This is a genomic window from Allobosea sp. GW823-FHT02B03 (assembly GCF_058797755.1).
Genome location: NZ_JBXAJY010000005.1, coordinates 202,219 through 222,415 on the forward strand (window position 1 = coordinate 202,219; position 20,197 = coordinate 222,415).

13 protein-coding genes are annotated in these 20,197 nt (G+C 67.9%); 7 read left to right on the forward strand and 6 right to left on the reverse strand.

Features of this window, described 5'->3' with window-relative positions; all coding sequences use genetic code 11:
• Positions 1-67: 67 nt before the first annotated feature.
• The 5 genes from AC1REK_RS18050 to AC1REK_RS18070 all read left to right on the forward strand — a co-directional run bounded on the left by AC1REK_RS18050 (position 68) and on the right by AC1REK_RS18070 (position 11,754).
• Positions 68-2,020: an autotransporter assembly complex protein TamA gene (locus tag AC1REK_RS18050; RefSeq protein ID WP_492268980.1), complete on the forward strand. Its 1,953-nt coding sequence runs from the start codon at positions 68-70 to the stop codon at positions 2,018-2,020.
• On the forward strand, positions 2,020-6,345 hold the full coding sequence (locus AC1REK_RS18055; RefSeq protein ID WP_492268979.1) for a translocation/assembly module TamB domain-containing protein: 4,326 nt from the start codon (positions 2,020-2,022) through the stop codon (positions 6,343-6,345). Before AC1REK_RS18050 ends, AC1REK_RS18055 begins: the two co-directional genes overlap by 1 nt.
• Before the next feature lie 396 nt (positions 6,346-6,741).
• Entirely contained in the window at positions 6,742-8,151 is a 1,410-nt protein-coding gene (locus tag AC1REK_RS18060; protein ID WP_316020047.1) for a porin, read from the forward strand.
• A gap of 250 nt (positions 8,152-8,401) precedes the next feature.
• The gene (locus AC1REK_RS18065; protein WP_492268978.1) at positions 8,402-10,735 is read left to right on the forward strand and encodes an OmpA family protein; all 2,334 of its coding nucleotides are present in this window, start codon (positions 8,402-8,404) and stop codon (positions 10,733-10,735) included.
• 11 nt (positions 10,736-10,746) lie between these two features.
• Complete coding sequence (locus AC1REK_RS18070; protein WP_492268977.1) at positions 10,747-11,754, forward strand: helix-hairpin-helix domain-containing protein; 1,008 nt, start codon at positions 10,747-10,749, stop codon at positions 11,752-11,754.
• Positions 11,755-11,795: 41 nt separating this feature from the next.
• Here AC1REK_RS18070 and AC1REK_RS18075 read toward each other — a convergent pair whose 3' ends face one another.
• Both AC1REK_RS18075 and AC1REK_RS18080 read right to left on the reverse strand, forming a co-directional pair.
• A complete protein-coding gene (locus tag AC1REK_RS18075) occupies positions 11,796-12,689 on the reverse strand; it encodes an alpha/beta fold hydrolase (RefSeq protein WP_492268976.1) in 894 nt (297 codons plus the stop codon).
• A gap of 96 nt (positions 12,690-12,785) precedes the next feature.
• On the reverse strand, positions 12,786-14,873 hold the full coding sequence (locus AC1REK_RS18080; protein WP_492268975.1) for a lytic transglycosylase domain-containing protein: 2,088 nt from the start codon (positions 14,871-14,873) through the stop codon (positions 12,786-12,788).
• 348 nt (positions 14,874-15,221) lie between these two features.
• On the opposite strand from AC1REK_RS18080, the gene dapA reads away from it, so the two are divergent.
• Both dapA and smpB read left to right on the forward strand, forming a co-directional pair.
• Complete coding sequence (gene dapA, locus AC1REK_RS18085) at positions 15,222-16,115, forward strand: 4-hydroxy-tetrahydrodipicolinate synthase (protein ID WP_492268974.1); 894 nt, start codon at positions 15,222-15,224, stop codon at positions 16,113-16,115.
• A 52-nt stretch (positions 16,116-16,167) separates the two neighbouring features.
• Entirely contained in the window at positions 16,168-16,641 is a 474-nt protein-coding gene (smpB, locus tag AC1REK_RS18090; RefSeq protein ID WP_492268973.1) for an SsrA-binding protein SmpB, read from the forward strand.
• Between the two features lie 168 nt (positions 16,642-16,809).
• Here the strand turns inward: smpB and AC1REK_RS18095 are convergent, their stop codons facing one another.
• From AC1REK_RS18095 to lepB, 4 genes are all read right to left on the reverse strand, one after another.
• The gene (locus AC1REK_RS18095) at positions 16,810-17,436 is read right to left on the reverse strand and encodes a LabA-like NYN domain-containing protein (protein ID WP_316017975.1); all 627 of its coding nucleotides are present in this window, start codon (positions 17,434-17,436) and stop codon (positions 16,810-16,812) included.
• Positions 17,437-17,591: 155 nt separating this feature from the next.
• The gene (gene era / locus AC1REK_RS18100) at positions 17,592-18,503 is read right to left on the reverse strand and encodes a GTPase Era (RefSeq protein WP_492268972.1); all 912 of its coding nucleotides are present in this window, start codon (positions 18,501-18,503) and stop codon (positions 17,592-17,594) included.
• Positions 18,496-19,227 (reverse strand): ribonuclease III, encoded by a 732-nt coding sequence (gene rnc / locus AC1REK_RS18105; RefSeq protein ID WP_316017973.1) that lies wholly within the window; start codon positions 19,225-19,227, stop codon positions 18,496-18,498. The genes era and rnc overlap by 8 nt, the downstream gene beginning before the upstream one ends.
• Positions 19,224-19,988: a signal peptidase I gene (gene lepB / locus AC1REK_RS18110; protein ID WP_327523936.1), complete on the reverse strand. Its 765-nt coding sequence runs from the start codon at positions 19,986-19,988 to the stop codon at positions 19,224-19,226. Before lepB ends, rnc begins: the two co-directional genes overlap by 4 nt.
• Positions 19,989-20,197 lie beyond the last annotated feature (209 nt).

Consider the following 20,197-nt stretch of genomic DNA (forward strand, 5'->3'; position numbering starts at 1 on the left):
TTTGATGCGGTCGAGACGGAGTAGGGGGCTCGGTGTTGCGGGCGGGGGCTTATGCGCTTTCGTCGCGATGCTTGCGGCCGAAACTCCGCCGGCCCGCGCCTTCGACCTGTCCTCGCTCGACGTCTTCGGACTGTTCGGCTCGAAGGAGAAGCCGCCGGCGGTCAGCGCCACCACGCTGCCCTACGAACTCAGCTTCGAACTGGGCGATACGCCCGATGCCAGCGCGCTGACCCGTAATCTGCAGGATGCCTCGCTGCTCTATCGCTTGCGGCAGGATCCGCCGCCCGACGGCGATAGCCTTGCGCGCCGGGCCAGCGCCGATATCGACCCGATGCTCGATGCGCTCTGGGCGCGCGGCTATTTCAGCGCTCAGGTGACGATCGCGGTCGATGGTGCGGTGGTCCGCCAGGCGGGCGAGCCGCCTCCGGGCTTCGCCGCGGCGGCCGAGCGCTTTCGCAACCGCGCCCCGGCGCCGGTGGTCGTCACCGTCAATCCCGGGCCGCTCTTCACGCTCCGCAATGTCGACATCGTCCCCGGCGCGAAGCGCGATCCGACTGCGGTGATCGCCGATCCCGGCAAGGTCTCCGGGCTGAGGCCGGGCGACCCGGCCGCGTCGGCTTCGTTGCGCGCGGCGCAGGCGGCGCTCGTCGACTATTGGCGCGCTCGCTCGCGCCCGCTCGCCAAGGTCGTCGAGATCCGGCCCGTGGTCGACCATGCCGCGAAGATCATGGATGTCGCTATCGTCGTCGACCCCGGTCCGGTCGCCGGCTTCGGCGACTTCAGCATCGGCGAGAGCGGAGACATCCCCGAGCCGGTGATCCGCTCCTTCATCTACCTCGAGCCTGGCGATCCCTATTCGCCCAAGGCACTCGCCGACACCCGCAAGTCGATCGCGCAGATCCCTGCCGTCGGCGCGGTGCGGATGCGGGAGGGCACGGCCCTCGATGCCCGCGGCAACCTGCCGATCTTCGTCGAAGTCAACGAGCGGCCCAAGCGCCTGCTCGGCTTCTCGGCGCGCTATTCAACCATCGATGGCCCGACGGTGCGGACCTATTGGGAGCATCGCAACCTGTTCGGCGGTGCCGAGCGCCTGCGGCTGGAGGGCGATCTCTTCTTCGCGCCGCGGATCGACGGCACCAAGATCCAGCGCTTCGGCGATTTCCTGCCGTCCGATCTCGGCGCTCGTTTCTCGATCGGCTTCATGAAGCCGGCGCTTGGCGGCACCCGTAACGATCTGCTCGTCGATGTCGTCGCCACGCGCGAGCGCGTCGGCACCAATCGTTACGGCGGCTATACCGCCCGCTACGTCAACGCCACCGCCGCCATCCGTCACCGCTTCAGCGACGTCTTTTCGATCCAGGCCGGGCTGGAGGCCGAGCGCGGCCAGACCAGCGACGTGCTCGGCCAGGTCGACTACACGATGTTCGGTGTGCCGCTTTCGCTGCGCTACGATTCGACCGACAGCCTGCTCGACCCGACGCGGGGTATCCGCGTCACCGCTTCGGTCGCGCCCTACTACTCCTACGGCCATTCGGCGGCGCCCTTCTTCCAGAGCAAGGCTGCGCTGTCCGGCTATTACTCGCTCGACGAGGACAGCCGCTATGTGCTCGCCGGGCGGATCGGGCTGGGTTCGGTCGCCGGCGCCGATCTCGACGAGATCCCGGCGACGCGGCGCTTCTATGCCGGCGGTGGTGGCTCGGTGCGCGGCTACGCCTATCGCTCGCTGGCGCCGCTCGGGCCCTACTACCAGCTGACCGGCGGGCGCAGCCTTTTCGAGGCTTCGGTCGAGGCCCGCATCAAGATCACCAACACGATCGGCATCGTGCCCTTCCTCGATGCAGGCATGGCCTTCGAATCGCAGGTGCCGAACTTCAAGGAGCAGCTGCAGTTCGCCGCCGGCCTCGGCCTGCGCTACTATACGCCGATCGGGCCGATCCGCGTCGACGTCGCGGCGCCGCTCAACCCGCGCAAGGGCGACAAGCCCGTCGCCCTCTACATCAGCATCGGGCAGGCCTTCTGATGGGCGCGCTCCGCTTACCCCGGCTGGTGCTATCCCTCGCGGCGCTCCTGATCGCCGGGCTGCTGATGTTCGTTTCGGGTTTTGGCCTGCATGCTCAGAACTCGGGCGAGCGTGGCGTCCTCGCGGACCTGATCTCCAAGGCGCTCTCGACAGATGGCAGCCAGGTCTCGATCGGCGCCGTGGACGGGGCATTGTCCTCGGACGCCTCGATCCGCGACATCGTCATCTCCGATCGCGACGGCCCCTGGCTCCGGCTCGACCGGGCGCGCCTGATATGGACGCGCTCGGCGTTGCTGCTGCGCCGGCTCGAGGTCAACCGGCTCGAGATCGGCAAGCTCGAGATCCTGCGCAGGCCGCTGCCCGATCCGGCGACCGCGGCCGCACAGGCCAATGACGGACCGCTCCTGCCCGAATTGCCGCTGAAAGTGATCATCGAGGCATTCCAGCTCGGCGAACTCGTACTCGGCCCGACCGTGATCGGGGCGCCGGCGCGGCTTTCGGCGACAGGTTCTGCCCGTCTCGGCCCGCCCAATGAGGGGCTCGACCTGCGCCTTGCCGGCCGTCGGCTCGACATGGGCGGCACGCTCGACGTCAATTTGCGCTTCGTGCCGCAGACGACGCAGCTCCAGCTCGCGGTGAAGCTCGACGAGCCGCAGGGCGGCCTGCTTTCGACCATCGCCGATCTGCCGGACCGCCCGCCGGTCAAGCTCGATCTCTCGGGCGATGGCCCGCTCGACCGTTTCAAGGCGACGCTCGCCTTCAATGCCGGGCCGAGCATCGGCGCTGACGGCACCGCCGACCTGTCGCGGCGCGGCGCCGGGCGCCGCCTGCTGCTCGCGCTCGATTCCCGTATCGCCGGTCTGATGCCGGCTCCGGTCGCTCCGGTCTTCCAGGGCTCGACCAAGCTCGACGGTGCCGTTGCCTTCGCCGATGACGGGGCGGTCGCCGTCGAGGAACTGGCGCTGGTTTCGGCCCTGGCCCGGCTCGACGTGAAAGGTCTCTACGGCGCCGACAAGAATCTCGATTTCACGGTGACCGCGGCGGCAAGGCCAAATGCCGACGGCCGCACGGTCGCCTCCGGCACCGAGATCGCCAAGCTCGCCTTCGACGCCAGGATCCAGGGGCCGGCCGCCGGACCGCGCGTCAATGCCAGCCTGCAGGCGGAAGGTGCCTCGGTGCCGGCAGGCAAGCTCGGCAAGCTCGACCTGACCTTCACCGCGACGCCGAACGGAGCGCTTGGCGATCCTGCGACCCGGACCGTCCTGGTCTCGGATGGCGAGGCTTCGGGTATTGCGCTCGCCGATCCCGGTCTCGCGCGCTTCGTCGGCGACCGCGTCCGCTTCACCTTGCGCGGCACGGCGAGCGAGGGCGGTGGCGGCGAGTTCGAGACGTTGAAGCTCGCCTTCGGCGGCGCGGAGCTCGACTATGTCGGCCAGCTCGGTCCCAAGCGCATCCTCGGCAAGGTCCAGGCGCGGCTGCCTGATCTGTCCCGCCTGAGCGGGCTTGCCGACCGCAAGCTCAAGGGCGCCGCGACCCTGGCCGCGGCGGTCGATGCCGAGCCGCATCGCAAGAGCTATGCGGTGAAGCTCGACGGTTCGGCCGAGGCACTCGGTCTCGATCAGGAGGCGCTCGATCGTCTGCTCGCCGGCAAGCTGACGCTCGGCGGCGAAGTCCGTGTTCCCGGCAGCGGCGGGCTCGTCGTCAACGGCCTGCGCATCGCCGGCACCCATGTCACCGCGGCCGCCGACGGCGCGCTCGGAGCCCAGGGGTCTGACCTGCGCGCCAACATCGCGATTCCCGATCTGCGCCGCGCCGACCCGCGGCTGTCGGGGCAGGGCGCCTTCGATGCCACCCTGTCCGGCCCGCTCGACAAGCTCGACGCGACGCTGCGCGCGGCCATCACCAACGCCACGGCGCTCGGCCGGCCGGTGCCGCGCCTCGCGCTCGATGCGGTGCTGCGTGACCTGCAGGGCGCGCTCACCGGCGAGGCGAAGCTCTCCGGAGAGGTCGAAGGCAAGCCCGCGACCGGCACGTTGCGCTTCGCCAAGCGCGATCCCGGCGGCTGGAGCCTGCCGCAGCTCGATATCGCCATCGGCTCGGTGATGCTGAACGGCGCGCTCGATCTCGACGCTGCCAATCTCGCGGAAGGCAATCTGAAGCTCGCCGCCCGTAATCTCGACGATCTCTCGGCCCTGGCGCTGGCCAAGCTCGGTGGCCGCATCGATGCCGATCTGCGCCTCGCCCGGCCGAATGGCGGCCAGAACATCGACCTCAAGGCCAATGCGCAGCGCCTGTCCGCGCCGAGCCTGACCCTCGAGAAGCTAGATGCCACGCTCGCCATCGTCGATGCGCTCCGCAAGCCAAGGATCGACGGCAACGTCCAGATCGACCGGGCCGTCATCGCCGGCGAGCCGGTCAGCGCCATCAGGCTGGTCTCGCAGGGGGCAGCCGAGACCAGCGATATCAGCCTCGATGCCACGGCCCGCGGTTTCGCGCTGGCGGCCAAGGGCAGGCTCTCCGTGTCCGAGCCGCTGCGCTTCGACCTCGCCAGCTTCACCGCCAGCCGCGATGGCCGCCGCATCGCGCTCTCCAAGCCGGCGAGCTTCACCGCCATCGACGGCGGCGTCGCCATCCGCGATCTCGCCATCGCCGTCGATGCCGGCCGCATCACGCTCGACGGCGCAGTCGGCCGCGCGCTCGACCTGCGCTTCCAGGCGCAGAACGTGCCGCTCTCGGCCGCCAGGCTCGCCGCGCCGACGCTCGATCTGTCCGGCACGCTCGACGCGGAGGCGACGATCAAGGGAACGCCGGAAGCCCCGACCGGCCCATGGCGGGTGAAGATCGCTCGCCTCGTCGCGCCGCAGACCCGCCAGGCCGGACTGCCGCCGCTTGAGATCGCCGGGCAGGGGACCCTGAACGGCCGCCAGACCAGTCTCGACGCCAGCCTCAATGGCGGCCGCTTCATCGCGCTCACCGCGAAGGGCACGGTACCGCTCGGCGGCAATGGCGCGCTCGATCTCGCCGTTCAGGGCCGGGTCGACGCAGCGCTCGCCAACACCCAGCTCTCGGCCGATGGCCGGAACCTGACCGGGCAGATCGCCATCGACATGCGGGCTGGCGGAACGATGTCCGCACCGCAGCTCTCCGGTGGCGCGACGCTCACCAATGGCAGCTTCAGCGATGCCCTCCAGGGTGTCAGGCTGACAGCGATCGAAGCGCGGCTCGCCGCGCGCGGTCCCGAGCTCGCGATCGAGCGTTTCTCGGCGCAGACACCGGGCGGCGGAACGCTCTCGGCCCGGGGCAATGTCCGGCTCGATCCGGAAGCGGGTTTCCCGGGGACGATTCGGATCGAGGGGAAGCGCGCCCAGCTCGTTGCCAACGGGCTGGTGACCGCGGTGGCCGATCTCGGGCTCGACCTTGCCGGGCCGCTGGCGCAGCGTCCGCGCATCGCCGGGCGGATCGGCGTCGTCACGATCGAGGTCGCCGTGCCGGACCGGCTGCCGTCGAGCCTGCGCCCGGTCGACGGCATCAGGCATGTCCACGCCAAGGGACAGGCTGCGCAGCGCCTCGCGGCGCAGCGCAAGGCTCGTGCCGCCGCGCAGCGCAAAGGCTCGCGCGCGCCGGCCTTCGATGCCGTGCTCGACATCACGGTTTCAGCACCGGGACGTGTCTTCATCCGTGGCCGCGGCATCGACGCCGAGCTGGGCGGCGAGCTGCGTGTCGGCGGTACTTCGGCGAATCCCGTGCTCAATGGCGGCTTCGATCTGCGCCGCGGACGCCTGAGCGTTCTGAGCCAGCGCCTCGATTTCAGCCGCGGTCGCGTGACCTTCTCCGGCGATGTCATGCCGGAGCTGGATTTCGTCGCCGAGACGCGCGCCGCCGACGTCACGGCCAGGATCATCGTCAGCGGCCAGGCATCGGCGCCGGAATTCACCTTCACCTCCTCGCCCGAGCTGCCTCCGGACGAGGTGCTGTCACGGCTGCTCTTCGAGCGCGCCTCCGGCTCGCTCTCGCCATTCCAGGCGCTCCAGCTGGCCCAGACTGCAGCGCAGTTCTCGGGCGCCGGTGGCGACGACGTGTTCGAGAAGCTGCGGCGCCAGCTCGGCGTCGACAATCTCGACGTGCAGATGGGCCCGGATGGGCCGACGGTCGGCGTCTCGCGCGCCTTGTCCGACAACATCACCATCGGCGTGAAGGCGGGGGCCAAGCCCTCCGAAAGCGGGGTCTCGGTCGGCATCGACGTGACAAGGCGGCTGAAGCTCCAGGCCGAGACCAATGCCGACGGCAGCGCCGCGGTCGGCGTCGGAGCCGAGTGGGAATACTGAGTCGGCCGGCGGGGAATCGCCGCCGCCGTCCAGGGCCGAAGATTCGCCTCATAAGAAGGTCAGGATGCGCTCTGGGAGCAGCGATCCTGGCTCGGCCGGTTAACAGCGTCTTAAGTTCCGCGCTCAAAGCGTGGCCGACGTGCAACACCGGGGTCCAAAGCGCCCCGCCGAGCCTCACCCCGACGTGATGAAGGTTGATCGCGAGGCGGGCATTCGTAATGGTGACTGTGCGGCGGGACATTCCCGGTCGCTGTTTTTCAACTTCGCTTCTGAGTGGTTCGGGAGTGGGGGGGGAAGACCGGGATAGGCGGGTTCGCCGGTGGGGTCTCCTGGGGCCGTCCGGAAAACGAGTTCGCCGAAGCCCGAGGGTCTCGAAACTCTTTTGGAGGTTATCAAATGAAGCTCGTTAAGAGCCTCCTCCTCGGTTCTGCCGCCGGTATCGCCGCGGTTGCCGGGGCTCAGGCCGCCGACCTTCCTTCGCGGAAGGCCGCTCCGGTCGAATACGTTCGCGTCTGCTCCGCCTACGGCGCTGGCTTCTTCTACATCCCGGGCACCGACACCTGCCTTCGCGTTGGCGGTCGTGTCCGCGCTGAGTACACCGTCGGCACCCGCTACGGTAACGGTCAGGACGCCTACGGCACCCGCGCTCGCGGTCGCTTGAACGTCGACGCCCGTACCGCGACTGCCTATGGCACGCTGCGCACCTTCTTCCGCTACGAGCTGACCAACAGCACCGGCATGTACGCTGGCGCCATCGGCGGCAACCAGGGCATCATCGCCCCGGGTCAGGGTCGCTTCACGACGGCTGCGACGACCTCGCTGGTCGACCTCGCCTTCGTGCAGTTCGGTCCGATCACCGCTGGTCGCGCTCAGTCGTTCTTCGACTTCTACGCCAACGACTTCGGCTTCTCGACCCTGCGCACGGCTGATAGCCGTCTGAACCTGTTGGCCTACACCGCCACCTTCGGTTCGGGCTTCTCGGCCACCGTCTCGCTCGAAGACCGCAACTCCGGCACGGGTACCCGTGAGAACGGCGCGTTCTTCCGCAGCGGCCTGCTCGGCGGCGCCGCCTTCGACGGCACTGCTGTCGCTCTTGAAGGTCAGGACTTCCCGGACGTCGTCGCCTCGCTGCGCGTCGATCAGGGTTGGGGCTCCGCTCAGCTGTCGGGTGCTCTGACGCAGCGTAGCGTCGGCAACCAGCTCGGCACGCTCACGGTCCCGGCGATCAACAGCGGCGACGAGCTCGGCTGGGCCATCCAGGGTGGTGTCAAGATCAACCTGCCGATGCTCGCCGCTGGCGACGTCCTCTTCTTGCAGGCTGCCTATGCTGACGGCGCTCTCGGCTATCTCGGCTGGGGTGGTCAGTTCGGTTCGGGCCGCATCACCTCGGCGACTGCCCTCAACCAGCTCGTGATCGGCGACATCGGCATCAATGCCCTTGGCGGCGTCAAGAACTCGACCGGCTGGTCGATCGTTGCGGGTCTCCGCCACTTCTGGACCCCGACCCTGCGTTCGGAGCTCTACGGCTCGTACTCGGAGCTCAAGCTCGGCTACAACGCTCCGACCGGCGTCTACGCCGCTGGCGCGCCGATCCGCTCGCTTGATCCGAAGGAAGCCATCATCGCTGGTAACCTGATCTGGTCGCCGGTTTCGGGCCTGGATATCGGTGTTGAGGTTCTCTACACCCGTACCGAGCTCGCCTCGCGCGTCCTGGCCGTCAACAACGTCGGTGGCCGTGTTGCTGGCACCAGCATCAAGTCCGACGACGCTTGGGCTGGCCGCTTCCGCATCCAGCGCGACTTCTGATCGATCTTCCGATCGTGAAGACGGAAGCCCCGGGGAAACCCGGGGCTTCTTTCGTTTTGGCGGGTGCCGGCGCGTTTGGGGTGTCCCCGGGAGGCTGGAGCGCTCGACCATGTCGACGTCCCCGGAGGCAATGAATTTCAGGGTAGAACCTGCCCGCTTTGCTTGACTTGATCATGGGATAGGGCCTGATTCTTGCGGTGCCGTAAGAGCCGGAATCGGTTCGATTCGGTGGCAGGGGCGAGGGTCGGGGATGGCACGGCAGGCCGGTTGGCTGTGGGGGTTCGTTCCACTGGCGGTTTTGTGGAGCTCGGCCAATCTGATCCAGGCGGACGCGGTGCGCCGCGATGTCGAGGGCAGGGCGCTCGCAGCCGGTGCGCTCGCTGGTGCGGCACCGGGAATTCGCGAAGTGACGGTCAAGGTCGACGGTCGCGACGTCTATCTCGACGGCGAAGCGACGAGTGCCGACGGCGCCGCCCGGGCATTGGCACAGCTCGGCTCCGAATTCGGCGTCCGACGCGTCATCGGCGGCCTGACCCAGGTGGTCGCCCAAAAGCCCTATAGCTGGTCTGCGAGCCGTGACGCGAAGCGCGTGACGCTTGCCGGCCACGTGCCCGACGAGGCGACGGCCAAAGCCAATATTGCTGCTGCCCGGGCGCTTGGCAGCGATCTGCAGATCGACGATCAGCAGAAGATCGCTTTCGGCGCGCCGACCGGGTTCGCCGCCCTGACCGCGACGATGATCGCCGATCTCGGCCGGCTCTCGGCCGGCAAGGTCGCGCTCGACGATGCCCGCTACTGCGTCGAGGGCACGGCCTCGTCTCCGGAAGCCTACCTTGCGCTACGCGCCGCCGCCGCCACGGCGGCTCTGACCGGCTTCACGCGGGTCGACTGCACGCTCAACCCGCCGACCGTCGCGCCCTATGTGTGGACTGCCGAGAAGAACGCCGCCGGCGCCGTCACCGTTTCCGGCTACTACCCGTCGGAAGCCGTGAAGCGCGAGCTCGCCAGCTCGCTCGCACGCGCCTTTCCGGGCGACGGCAGGATCACCGATCGGTCGCTGCCGGCTGCCGGCGAGCCCCCGGCTTTTCTGACGCAGATCGGACGCGCGATCTCGGAGTTGGCGCGGCTGCATAGCGGCAAGGTCGAGATCGATGGGCCCCGTTACCGGATCGGCGGCGAAGGCCCGAAGGATTTCGCCAGCTGCGAGGCGCTGCGGCTCAATATCGCCCAGGCCGACGGCCCGGAATCGGTCGCGGTAGCGACGATTACCTGCCCGCCGCCACCGCCGCCCCCTCCCGCGCCGGCGATGCCGCCCATGCCGGAGGCGCCGGCTCTCAACCTGACCTTTGCCCCGCCGCCGCCGGCGGCCGTGGAACCTCCCGCGCCGCAGGCTCCTGCCGCGCCGACGGTGGCGACCGCGCCGCCGCCCCCGGCACCGCCGCCTGCTCCTGCGGTTCCGGCGCGCCCGCTGCAATGGCGGGCGGAAAAATCTGCCGCCGGCATCACCTTGTCGGGCTTCGCGCCCGATGCTGCTGCCAAGGCGGCCGCAGCGGAACTCGCCCGCGGGGCCCTGAACGGCGGGACGCTTTCCGACCAGACCAGTGTCGAGCCGAATCTGCGCAATGCCGCCGACTACGGTGCCGTGACGCGCTTCGCTCTCGGACTGCTGTCGAAGATCGAGCGCGGCAGCGTCAACCTGGCCGGCGGCAATCTCTCGGTTGCGGGCGCGGCGTCCGATCATGCGGGCTGGACGGCGCTGCGGGAGGCACTGAAGGGTCAAGCCCTGCCTGCCGGCCTTGCGCTTTCCGGCGTGCCGGCGCTGACGATCAACCGCTACGGCTTCTCGGCCACAGTCGACAAGACCGGCGGCACGCTGACGGGGCATCTGCCGGACGCCGGTTCGAAGCAGGCGATCGCGGCCTTGATCGAGGCCTCGCCGCTGCATGGCAAGATCCAGGACGAGACGACGATCGTGCCGGCGGCGCCGGCGGGGTTCGGTGTCGCGGCGCGCAGTGCGGTTCAGGATTTGCTGCGGCTCGACCTCGGTTCGGTAAGCGTCGTGGATCACGAAGTCAGCGTCCAGGGATTGACCTGCCGCGATCTGATCCGCGCGGAGATCGAAACCAATGCCGCGGGCGGCCTTCCGGAAGGCTTCACCGGCAAGGCCGAGGTCGGTCTGCGCCAGACCGGTTGCGTCATCGATCCGCCCAGCACCTGCCAGAACGACCTCGATGCCTTGACCCAGCGCTACTATGTGATGTTCGGGCAGGGCACTGCGGTCGTGACGCTCGACCCCATCACCGAGCGGGCGATGACCGAGGCGGCGGCGATCCTGAAGCAATGCCCGACCTCGCGCGTCACCGTCGAGGGCCATGCCAATCTCGACGGCGAGCGTGCAGGCTTCAACAATCTCGACCTGTCGCGGCGGCGCGCCTTGCGGGTCCGCGAGGAACTCGTGCGGCGCGGGCTGGAACCCGACCAGCTCGAGGTCAAGGGCTATGGCGTCGAGCGGCCGCTGGTTGCCCATGGCGATACCGAAGCCAAGGTCAAGAATCGCCGCGTCCAGTTCACCGTCGCGAAATAGGGACGCAAGCCATGCTGTATCTCGCGCTCCATTTCGTCTGGTTCCTCGTGGCGGCCTTCGCCATCGGTCTGGTTTTCGGCTGGCTGACCTGCCGCGGCGGCTTGCGCGGTCTCATGTCGGGACCGGTGCTGCTCGTCGTTCTGCTCTGGGGTGGGGCGGCGGCACTGGTCTGGCTACGCGCCTTGAACAACCAGCCGGCCTTCTGGGTCGAAACCGGCCTGCTCTATGTCGCGGTCTATGCCGCCGGCTGCCTGGTCGGCTGCCTGTTGAAGGGCAGCGAGGTGGTGCCCGAGGCGGCGTTGGCCTTGCCGGCGCCGCGCCTGGCGCTGCCGCAGCCGGCTCCTGGTCTCCCGGCGCCAGCCGCAGCCGCAGCCGCGCGCTCCGCGTCAGCCGAGCCGGCGCCGATGCCGAAGCTCGAGGGCGAGGATGCGATCGCCGGACGCCGGCCGGCGGGCTATGTCGCGGCGCGCGGCGGCGTTGCCGACGATCTCAAGCTGATCAAGGGCGTCGGCCCGCAGAACGAGGAGCGCCTGCACGCGCTCGGCATCTGGCATTTCAGCCAGATCGCGGCCTGGACACCGGAGAATGTCGACTGGGTCGGCGGCTACCTCGCCTTCCCCGGCCGGATAGAGCGCGAGGAATGGGTCGCGCAGGCTGCGGCGCTGGCCGGAAATGCGGCGCCGGCCGATCAGGCGGCGCCTGTGACCATGTCCGGTGCGGCTCTCGAAGGCACGCGGCCGGGCAATCTGCTCGCGTCGGCCCGCGACGGCAGGCCGGACGATCTCTCCCTGATCGACGGCGTCGGCAGCACCATCGCCGAAAAGCTGAACGGGCTCGGTATCTGGCATTTCGACCAACTCGCTTCGCTCGGGGCGGAAGAGCTGCGCTACATTGCGCACCACACCGGTTTCCCGGGGCGCGACATCGCCGAGCAATGGCGGGCCGAGGCGCGCATCCTGGCCGCCGGTGGCGAGACGGCGCATTCGCGCGCAGAGAAGGAGCGACGCGGCAGGGGGTGAGGAACCGTCCGATTGCCGGCGAGCCTGATATTGGCGTGCCGTCAGGCGGCGTGTTTCTCCGCGCGGCCGACCAGCCTGCCGATCCGTTTCGTCATGTCGCGGCTGCCGAGCAACGGCGCGTGGCCCTGTCCCGGGGCGGTGAAGATTTCGCATTGCGGATGGCGCTCGGCCATCTCCGTCAAGGTCTGGTCGGCCAGAAGGTCGGAGTTCTCCCCGCGGATACCGAGCACGGGGACGTGGTTCAGCGCGGTGAAATAGGGCCAGAGCACAGGCAGCGGCGCTTCGAGATCGAGCTCCTCGAGCGTCTTGAGCAGCCTTGGATCGTAATCGGGGACGAGCGCGCCACTGCGCTCCGTCCAGGTGCGGCGGGCCATGATCTCCCATTCCCGGTCACCGAAGAGGGGGAACTGCTGGTCGGACAGCCGTTTCAGGATTTCGGCACCCTCGGCGAAACTGCGCGGCGTCGGCAGCTTGCCGACATAGCCGCGGATGCGCAGCAGGCCGCGCGCATCGATCACCGGTCCGACATCGTTGAGCACGACGCCCTTGATCACGCTCGGCCGCGCCACCGCCAGGGCCATGGTCAGGAGCCCGCCGCGCGAGGTCCCGACGAAGGCCGCCTCCTCGATGCCGGTAGCTGCGAGAACCTGCATGAGATCGTCGAGCTCGACGCGGATGTCGTAATTGCGCCAGTCGCGGTCGTATTCCGAGCGGCCGCGTCCACGATAATCGAGCGCGAGGACGCGCCGGGGCTCGGCCGCATCGCTGCTCAGCGCCAGCGCCAGCTCGTGGAAGTCGGCCGCCGTGCGCGCGAGGCCGGGCAGGCAGATGACGGGCAGGGCACGCGCCGCGAGCGGGCCGTATTCACGCACATGCAGTTTCAGCCCGTCGCGGGCGCTGAAATAGAGCGAGCGGAATCCGCTATCGGCGTCCATGCGCGATCCTCTGGCGTGGTCGACAAGGCTTGTCGCATGCCGGCTCCGCTGCGGCAAAGCCCGTTCTCGCCTCTTTCGGGCGGGATGACCTACGCCTCACTCGCGCTTTCCTCCGCGCTTCAGATCCTGGTCGATCATGTAGGCGGTGCGCTGGTTCAGGCGCTGGCGATAGACCTGCAGGTTCTCCATGACGCGCTGGACATAGTTGCGCGTCTCGGTGAACGGGATGCGCTCGACCCAGTCGACGGCATCGACCTCGGGCAGGCGCGGGTCGCCATAGGCGGTGATCCATTTCTTCACATTGCCCGAGCCGGCATTGTAGGCGGCGAAGGTCAGGATGTAGGACCCCCGCCAGTCGCCGAGCAGGTCGTTGAGATGGGCGGCGCCCATCTTCGCCGAATAGAGCGGGTCCTTGGTCAGCCGTTCGAGCTCGAAGGGCAGCTGTGCCCGCCTTGCCGTTTCGCGCGCGGTCGCCGGCATCATCTGCATCAGCCCGAGCGCGCCGGCATGCGAGACCGCCGCCGGGTCGAAGGCGCTTTCCTGCCGGGCGATGGCATGGACGATGGCGCGCTCCATCGGGTCCCCCAGGGTTGGGAACTCTGGCACGCCGAAAGTCGGGAATGCCGCCTCGTCCAGCGGGAAGCCGCGCTGCAGCGCGATCTTGCCGATGGTGAGGAGGGTCTTGGGGTCGCCGCGCTGGCGGGCGAGGTCGGCGATGGCCTCGAGAGCGGCGGTGTCGTGCAGGCGCTGCGACAGGTCGATCAGCAACTGGCCGGCAAGGTCGGGCGCCTCGATCTCGTAGAGCAGCTTGGCGGCCTTGAAGCCGGGCAGGTGCGCGAGCGGCGCCGCGACGGTACGCCTGACCGGCAGCTCGGTGAGACCGAGCCGGGCACGGGCAAGCTGGCCGTAATAGGCGACAGGGTGCTCGGCGGCCCGGGCATAGAAGGCCTTCGCTTCCTCGGCCTTGCCGAGAACGTCGGCAGCCCGGCCCTGCCAATAGGTGGCGCGCGCAACCGAGATCGGCGTCTCGGCAATCTTGGCGGCTTCGGCGAAGTGTTTCGCTGCCCGTTCCGCATCCTTCTCGAAGCGCAGCGCGATCCAGCCGGCATGCCATTCGGCGTCGATGCGTTCGGCCGCATCCTCGGCGCCATGGCCGGAAACCACGGCATAGGCAGCCTTGGCGTCGCCATCGTCGAGCAGCCTGCGGGCGATCAGCCGGCGCTCGGTCCACCAGCCATCGCCGTCGCCGAGCAGGGCCGGGTCGCGCGGGACCTCGGCAATGGCCTTTGCGGCATCGGCAGCCTTGCCGCTGCGGCGCGCCTGTTGCGCCTGCAGGAAAGCGAAGGAGATGTCCTTCTTCATGGCCGCCGGCACGGCGTCGATCTGCTTCTGCGCGATCGGGCCCTTGGCCTTGGCCGAGGCGAGGCGGACCTTCGCCAGCGCGACATAGTCCTGCGAGACGCGCGCGGCATTGCGCAGCGCCTCCTCGCTTTTCCCGGCGAAGAGGTAACGCTCGGTGCGCAGACGATGATCGGGGGTGCTGAGCTTGTCGCCGAAATTGTCGAGCACGATCTTTTCGAGCCCGACGCCGAGATGGTCGTTGAGCCAGGTCCGACGCGCCAGTGCCAGCGCTTCCTGCTGCTTGCCTTCGGCGGCAAGGGCCCGCGCGAGCGCGACGCGGCCGGCCGGGCTGATCGGCTCGCCGCCATGGAAGAAGGCACGGACGGTCTCCGGGCTGCGGCGGTCGTTGATCAGCGCCGCCTCGGCGCGCCGGCGGAACGGCGTGGTGCCGGGATAGTTCGGGAACTCGTCGAGGAAGGCGTCGATGCGCTCGAAGCTCACCACATTGGTCAGGCTGCGCAGCGCCACCCATTCCAGCATGCCGCGCACCGCCTTGTCGTCGACGCCGCGGGCGACGGCGTCGCCTTCTTCCAGCTTGCCGGTCCGATAGGCCAGGACCGCCTTCTTCAGCGGCTCGAGGTCGATCCGCTCTTCCGGCCGGGCGATCTCGGCCGGCGGCACGGGCGATGCGGGCGGCTCGACCTGCGGCGCGAGCGAAGCGGTGACGCCGACATCGACGCTGGTGTTTCCGGTATCTGCTGCAGGCGTGTTGACGCTCGCCAGCCGCTCTTCCTGAAAGGGATGCGAGCCGTCGGGGCCTGCCGAGCACGGGCCGGTTGCCACCAATATGAGCGTCAGGCCAGCTCCAAAGAACCGTCGGCCCGGCGATAGCGCCATCGAGGGATCCCCCCTAGCGCACTTTCTCTCGGTCGGTCGAAAGCGGCCGAACGGGAGAAGGCGCGCAGCGTTACGAACTGGAGCACGTTCTCATCGCAAAAGAGCTGCCGACTTTTGCGGAACCTGCTCCGGCAAACAGAATCGTAGCAGTGGCCTATGCTCCGAGACGGAGCTTTATGAAGTCCTAACCATGCCGCCACGATAATTGATGGGTTGCCGGCTTTGCGGACTGCGACTGAAAGGCTATGTCTGTCGCCCGTTTTCCGCGCAACTATGTCGTTTTCAGGACCGCCCATGACCAAGCATGTGCCCTTCACCGGTTCGCTCACCGCGCTGGTGACGCCGTTCAAGGACGGCAAGATCGACGAAGCGACCCTGCGCGCGCTGGTCGACTGGCAGATCGAGAGCGGCAGCCATGGGCTCGTGCCGGTCGGCACCACCGGCGAAAGCCCGACGCTGAGCCATGACGAGCATGGTGAGATCACCGAGATCGTCATCGACCAGGCGAAGGGCAGGGTGCCGGTGATCGCCGGCGCCGGCTCGAACAACACCACCGAGGCGATCGCCCTGGCCAAGCACGCCGAGAAGGCCGGCGCCCAGGGGCTGCTCGTGGTCACGCCCTACTACAACAAGCCGACCCAGGAGGGCATGTATCAGCACTTCAAGGCGGTGAACGATGCCGTAGGCATCCCGATCATCATCTACAACATCCCGCCGCGCTCCGTCGTCGACATGTCGGTCGAGACGATGAAGCGGCTCTACGAGCTGAAGAACATCGCCGGGGTGAAGGACGCCACCGCCAATCTCGCGCGAGTCTCGCAGCAGCGTCATGCGCTCGGCCCGGACTTCATCCAGCTCTCGGGCGAGGACATGACGGCGCTGGCCTATATGGCAGCCGGTGGCCATGGCTGCATTTCGGTCGTCGCCAATGTCGCCCCCAAGCTCTGTGCCGAACTGATGGTCTGCGCGCTCAAGGGCGATTATGCCGGCGCGCTGAAGCTGCAGGACCGGCTGGTTCCGCTGCATGACGCCGTGTTCAAGGAGCCGGGCCTCGCCGGCGCCAAGCACGGGCTGAAGCTGCTCGGCCGCATTTCCGAGGAGGTTCGCCTGCCCCTGCTGCCGGTGACACCGGCGACCGGCGAGGTCATTCGCGGCGCCATGGTTCACGCCGGCCTGCTCAATGCTTAAGTGAGGCGTTCGGCGGTCGCTATCCGCGGCCGCCGAAGCCGGAGTTTTCTGAATGAGCAAGCCCGATCCCGAGCGCTACAAGCTCGCGGCCGATAATCGCAAGGCCCGCTACAACTACGCGATCACCGAGACGCTGGAAGCCGGGATCGCCCTGCAGGGCACCGAGATCAAGTCCCTGCGCGGCGGCAAGGCGACGATCGGCGAGAGCTATGCCGGCCCGATGGGCGACGAGCTCTTCCTGTTCAACGCCCATATCCCGGAATATCTGGAAGCCAATCGCTTCAACCATGATGTGCGCCGGCCGAGGAAGCTGCTGCTTCACCGGCGCCAGATCGACAAGCTGATGGGCGCGATCCAGCGCGAAGGCTACACGATCATCCCGCTCAAGGTCTATTTCAACGACAAGGGCCGGGCGAAGGTCGAGCTCGGCCTCGGCAAGGGCAAGAAGCTCCACGACAAGCGCGAGACCGAGAAGACCCGGGACTGGAACCGCGACAAGGCGCGGATCATGAAGACCGGGGGCTAGTGTCGCCCCGGGTGCGGTTTGTCTAACGATCGCGTCGTGCCGGACGAGCGCCGCAAACCATCCTGGAACGCAGGACCCTGTGACGGCTTCCGGCGCCCAGTTTCGCCGCGGCCGGAATGACAAAGGGGGGCGCCTGCTCCGCGTCGGACTTCAAAGACGATTGTAGCCTCAGGTGTCGGTAGGCTCGTCGCTCTGGCGGATGCCGTAGCGCCGCTCCAACCCGGGATGGGCGGGCGTACCATGCCCGCTCGGGGCGCGGGCGCTGCGCTCGGCCGGGTCGCGTCCGACCTTCTGCATCAGGTTGCCGAGCTCGACGAACTCGTCGCATTGCCGGCGCAGATCGTCGGCGACCATGGGCGGGTTGGTATTGATGGTCGAGACCACTGAAACCTTGACGCCCTTGCGCTGCACCGCCTCGACCAGCGGCCGGAAATCGCCGTCGCCGGAAAACAGGTAGATCTGGTCGAGATGCGGCGCGAGTTCGAGCATCTCGATCGCCAGCTCGATGTCCATATTGCCCTTGACGCGCCGGCGTCCGGTCGCGTCGGTGAATTCCTTCGCCGCCTTCGTGATGACCCGGTAGCCGTTATAGTCGAGCCAGTCGACCAGCGGCCGGATCGAGGTGTACTCCTCACTCTCGACCAGGGTGGTGAAGTAGAAGGCCCGGATCAGATTGCCGCGGCCCTGGAATTCCTTGAGCAGCCGGCGGTAATCCATGTCGAAGCCGAGCTGCTTCGAGGTCGCATAGAGATTTGCGCCGTCAATGAAGAGCGCGATGCGCGGCTCGGCTGCCATGGCAATATCTCCTGCTGAAATTCACTCGATTATAAAGAATCTGAAACAAAGGCGTTGTAACAATGTCGAATGCCGGTCGAAATTCCGGCATCGGTCGTACGCACTGAGGCGTTGCGCGCTGTTTTCTGGCGCGGTGAGGGCAGGGGCGGGCCGGCTCAGCCCTTCGGGAATTCCAGTCCCATTTCGCGATAGCGCTCCGGATCGTCGCTCCAGTTCTCGCGAACCTTGACGAACAGGAAGAGGTGGACCTTCGCCTCGGCCGCCTCGGAGATTTCGATGCGGGCCTTCTGGCCGATCGCCTTGATGGTCTGCCCGCCTTCGCCGAGCACGATCTTGCGCTGGCTTTCGCGCTCGACATAGATCGTCTGCTCGATCCGGACCGAACCGTCCGGACGCTGCTGCCAGCTCTCCGTTTCGACGGTCGAGCGGTAGGGCAATTCGTCGTGCAGGCGCTCGAAAATCTTCTCGCGCGTGATCTCGGCGGCGAGGAAGCGCAGCGGCGCATCCGAGATCTGGTCTTCCGGGTAGAGCCACGGTCCGGGCTTCAGCCGCGTCTCGAGCCAGGTCAGGATGTCCTTGACGCCGTAGCCGGTCAGCGCGGCGATCATGAAGGTCGTCTCGAACGATCCGAGCTCGTTGACCTTAGCGGTGATGGCGAGCAGCTTCTCCTTCGGGATCGTGTCGATCTTGTTGAGGATCAGGAATTTCGGCTGCTTCAGCTCGGCGAGCTTCTCCAGCAGGCGCGTATTCTCCTCATGGTCGAAGCGCTCGACGTCGATCAGCACGCCGATCAGGTCGGCATCGCCGGCACCGCCCCAGGCGCTGGTGACCATGGCGCGGTCGAGCCGGCGCTTCGGTGCGAAGATGCCGGGCGTGTCGACGAAGATGATCTGGGTCGGTCCGGAGAGCGCGATGCCGCGCACCTGCGTCCTCGTCGTCTGGACCTTGCGCGAGACGATCGAGACCTTGGCGCCGACGAGCTGATTGAGCAGCGTCGACTTGCCGGCATTGGGGGCGCCGATCAGCGCGACGAAGCCGCAACGGGTCGGCAGTTGAGGCTCAGCCATGCTCGCCCTCCGCATTTTCGTTCCACAGGCCCTGCCGGCGCAGGAGAGTTTCGGCGGCCGCCTGCTCGGCGAGGCGCTTTGAGCGCCCCTCGGCTTCCGCTTCCGAGAGCGTGCCGATCCGTACCACGATCCGGAATACCGGGGCGTGGTCAGGCCCAGAGCGGCCGAGTTCCGCATAGGTCGGGGTCGGGTGGCCCTGACCCTGAGCCCATTCTTGCAGTGCCGTCTTGGCGTCGCGCAGCGGCGTGACGGGCTTCAGCAGGCGCTGGCCGAAGCCGGCCTCGACCAGCTTGCGGGCGGCGGCATAGCCACCATCGATGAAGACGGCGCCGATGACGGCCTCGCAGGCATCGGCCAGGATCGCCTTGTTCTTTCGCGCCCCGGCCAGGATCTCGCCTTCGCCGAGGCGCAGATGCGGGCCGAGCTCCCAGGCGGCGGCGACCTCGGCGCAGGTTTCCTTGCGCACGAGATCGGCGAGGCGGCGCGACATGTCGCCCTCGACCGCCTGCGGGAAGGTGGTGAACAGCATGTCGGCGATGGAGAGGCCGAGTACGCGGTCGCCGAGGAACTCCAGGCGCTGATAGCTCGCGAGCCGACGCTGGTCGGCGCTCATATGGGTCAGCGCCGTCTCCAGCAGGGAGCGTTCGGCGAAGCGGTGGCCGAGCTTTGCCTCGAGCCGCGAGAGCTCCGGCAGCTTGCGGCCGGTTTCACTGGTTTTCGTCACTTGATCGTCGTGAACATGCGGTTCCAGCGCACGGTCCAGGGCCATTCCCAGATCCGCCAGGCAGAGGCGCCCTCGTCGATCGAGAAGAAGATGATCTCGGCGCGGCCGACGAAGTTCTCGAAGGGCACGTAGCCAACGCTGCGGTCGCGCGAATCCAGCGAGTTGTCGCGATTGTCGCCCATCATGAAGAAATGGCCGGCCGGCACGGTGAACACCGGGGTGTTGTCGAAGGTGCCGGTGTCGCCCTCGCGCTCGATGATGTTGTGGCTGACGCCGTTGGGCAGCGTCTCGCGATACTGGATCGCCGGCGCCGTGCGGCCCCAGGGATCGGTGGTGGTGAAATCGGCGATGCGCTCGCGCTTCACTGCCTGGTTGTTGATGTGCAGCACGCCGTCGATCATCTGGATCCGGTCGCCCGGCAGGCCGATCACGCGCTTGATGTAGTCGGTCGAATTGTCGCTCGGCAGCTTGAACACGGCGATGTCGCCGCGCTTCGGCTCGGCGGCCCAGACGCGGCCGTTGAACAGCGGCGGGCTGAACGGCACCGAGTGCTTGGAATAGCCATAGGTGTACTTCGAGACGAAGAGGTAATCGCCGATCAGCAGCGTCGGGATCAGCGAGCCTGAAGGGATGTTGAAGGGCTGGAACAGCAAGGTACGGATCACCAGCGCGATCAGCAGCGCCTGGACGACCACCTTCACGGTCTCCAGGAACCCGCCTTCGTCCTTGGCCTTGCTCTTGATTTCGGCGTCGTTGGCCACAAGGGGCTCCCGCTGGCTACCTGTTCGAATGCGCGGTCTAGCCGAATGTCGGGCAAGGGACAACGCGCATCGCGTCACGGCCTCGTGCGTGGCGGAACCTCCGGACGGCGCATGGCCGGCCTGCCCAGTGCGCGGGCGAAGTACAGCGATGCGCGTTGACGAAAGTGCGGCACAAGAACAGTCTCGCCTGAGACTGGCGCTTTTGGGGG